This is a genomic window from Caulobacter sp. P1_B12_2 (genome assembly GCF_056406675.1).
The window spans coordinates 1-1,773 of the sequence record NZ_JBFTZS010000656.1 but is presented as its reverse complement, the minus strand read 5'-3'; the positions used below and the strand labels follow the sequence as shown (position 1 = coordinate 1,773).

Sequence of the window (1,773 nt, the reverse complement as noted above, 5' to 3'; positions counted from 1 at the left end):
CGCGCATGCCCTTCGCCGGCTACTGGGAATATCTGCTGGACGAGGCGATCATCACCGAGCCCGCCCACCCGCACTGGAGCGGCGCGGCCCTGATCGGCGCCGAGGGCGAACTGGTCGGCGTCGGCTCGCTCAGCCTGGCGGGACAGTCGAGCGACGGCCGGGCCAAGCCCATGAACATGTTCGTGCCCGCCGAACTTCTGCCGCCGATCCTGGACGATCTGGCGCGGGGCAAGCCCGCCCATCCGCCCCGCCCCTGGCTGGGCGTCTTCGCGCAGGAGACCGAATCCCAGGTCGTCCTGGTCGGCGTGTCGCCCGGAAGCCCGGCCGCCCGCGCCGAGCTGCACACCGGCGATCTGATTCTGGCCGTCGCCGGGGACGAGGTCTCCGACCTGACCGAGTTCTACACCGCCCTGTGGGACCAGGGTCCGGCGGGCGTCACGGTATCGCTGCGGATCCAGCGCGAGCAGGACGTGTTCGAGGTCGAGATCCGTTCGGTCGATCGCAACGCGCTGCTGAAGAAGCCTCGCCTGAACTAGGTCGCCGGCGGACCCAGTCGGCGTGTCGATGGGGTCCGTGGGTTGACAACGGTCGCCGCTGCCCCCATTTGCGGAACGTCGGATGACGGGTCGCGCCGCTTTGAAGCGCTCGACCACCGCCCGCTGAGCATGACCTTAGGTCTGCTTTTCCCCGACAAGATCCCGCTTTCGGTTCGGCCGCGTCTTCAAGGACGCGCCCCGTATGCGAGTTCGGGCGATTGACGCCGGCGCTGAACGCGCGGCCTTCGAGCCCCCATCCCCAAGCGGCGATCGGGCTCAAACCAAACTCCAGAAAGACAACTATGAACACCCTTTCCACCCCAAACCGGGCCGTTCCGGCCCAGCCGACCATCTATGTCACCGAAGCCGACTTCGAGACCCTGTCCAACCTGGCCGACACCCAGGCCGGTCAGGCGCTGGGCGGCCGCGTGCTGGCCGAAGAGATGTCCCGCGCCCTGATCGTCGAGCCCGACCAGGCTCCCCACCCGTTCGTGCGCATCGGCTCCACCGTCGATTTCCGGGATCTGTCCAGCGGACAGGTGCGCTCGGTGCGCTTGAGCCTGCCCCGCGACGCCAGCATCGACGACAACCGCATCTCGGTGCTGTCGCCGGTCGGCGCGGCCCTGGTCGGCATGACCGCCGGCCAGGCGTTCCACTGGATCGACGCCGAACGCCGCCCGCGCGGCGTGCACGTCCTGGCGGTTCGTCCCTAGGCGCGTGAGCGGCCAGGACGTCGGGTCTCGAATTCAAGACTAGAGGTGGAGGCCCGGCCCGGAATCGAACCGGGGTGCACGGATTTGCAATCCGCTGCGTAACCACTCCGCCACCGGGCCATCCGGGTCAACGCAAAGAAGCGTCGGCGAAGAGGTCGGTTCGATACAGGAGCCCGTCGGCCTAGGCAATGGCCATGATGCGCTGCCTCAACAGGTCTTTTCCAGCAGCAGGGCCTTGGTCAGGAAGGCCTGGTCCTGTCCGGCCACGCTTAGTCCCGCCCCGGCGAACAGGGCCGGCAGATCGGCCTGGGCGTAGGTCGAATAGTAGGGCTCGTGGAAGTAGGCCGGGAACGCCTCCAGCAGCCGCGACAGGTCGGGCTCGTCGACGGGCTGCACGGAATCGGCGAAGGCCAGTACGCCGCCGGGCTTGAGCACCCGGGCGATCTCGGCGGCCACCACCGGCCGCACGCGCGGCGGCAGTTCGTGGAACAGGTAGACGCAGGTCACGGCGTCCAGGCTGGCGT

The 1,773-nt window shown here is 68.6% G+C and carries 3 protein-coding genes and 1 tRNA gene; 2 read left to right on the top strand and 2 right to left on the bottom strand.

The window, feature by feature from the left end:
- Both AC1DZ6_RS24555 and AC1DZ6_RS24550 read left to right on the top strand, forming a co-directional pair.
- Positions 1–536 (top strand): S1C family serine protease (locus AC1DZ6_RS24555; protein WP_477099716.1); only part of this gene is annotated, 536 nt, incomplete at its 5' end.
- 302 nt (positions 537–838) lie between these two features.
- Positions 839–1,249 carry a GreA/GreB family elongation factor gene (locus AC1DZ6_RS24550; protein WP_477099715.1) on the top strand — a complete coding sequence of 137 codons (411 nt, stop codon included), beginning with the start codon at positions 839–841 and terminating at the stop codon, positions 1,247–1,249.
- Between the two features lie 46 nt (positions 1,250–1,295).
- Here AC1DZ6_RS24550 and AC1DZ6_RS24545 read toward each other — a convergent pair.
- Both AC1DZ6_RS24545 and AC1DZ6_RS24540 read right to left on the bottom strand, forming a co-directional pair.
- A tRNA-Cys gene (locus AC1DZ6_RS24545) sits at positions 1,296–1,369 on the bottom strand.
- Positions 1,370–1,456: 87 nt separating this feature from the next.
- Positions 1,457–1,773 (bottom strand): class I SAM-dependent methyltransferase (locus tag AC1DZ6_RS24540; RefSeq protein WP_477099714.1); only part of this gene is annotated, 317 nt, incomplete at its 5' end.